Raw genomic sequence first — 319 nt, forward strand, 5'->3', positions numbered from 1 at the left:
CCATTAGATGCCTGGAAAAGCAGGTCAAAACCATTGATAAAGCCATTGCCAGGGAATTGGCTAACTTTAAGCACACGCTTGATTCTGTCCCAGGTCTTGGTCCTGTAATGTGTGCAGGTTTAATTGCTGAAATCGGTAATATTCACCGTTTTAATAACGATTCAGCATTGGCGAAATTCGCCGGTTTAACCTGGCGTAGCCATCAATCAGGTGAATTTGAAGCAGATGAAACGCCGCTAACCAGGACGGGTAATGCTTATTTGCGCTATTACTTTGTACAAGCGGCCAATCTGGTTCGGCAACATGAGCCTGAATATCG

1 protein-coding gene is annotated in these 319 nt (G+C 44.8%); it reads left to right on the forward strand.

From position 1 onward, the window contains the following. Window positions 1-319, forward strand: a 319-nt coding sequence (locus JDF658_RS13965; protein ID WP_143312032.1) for a transposase, incomplete at both ends; no start/stop codon positions are given.

Source organism: Carboxydocella sp. JDF658, assembly GCF_002049395.1.
GTDB lineage: Bacteria > Bacillota.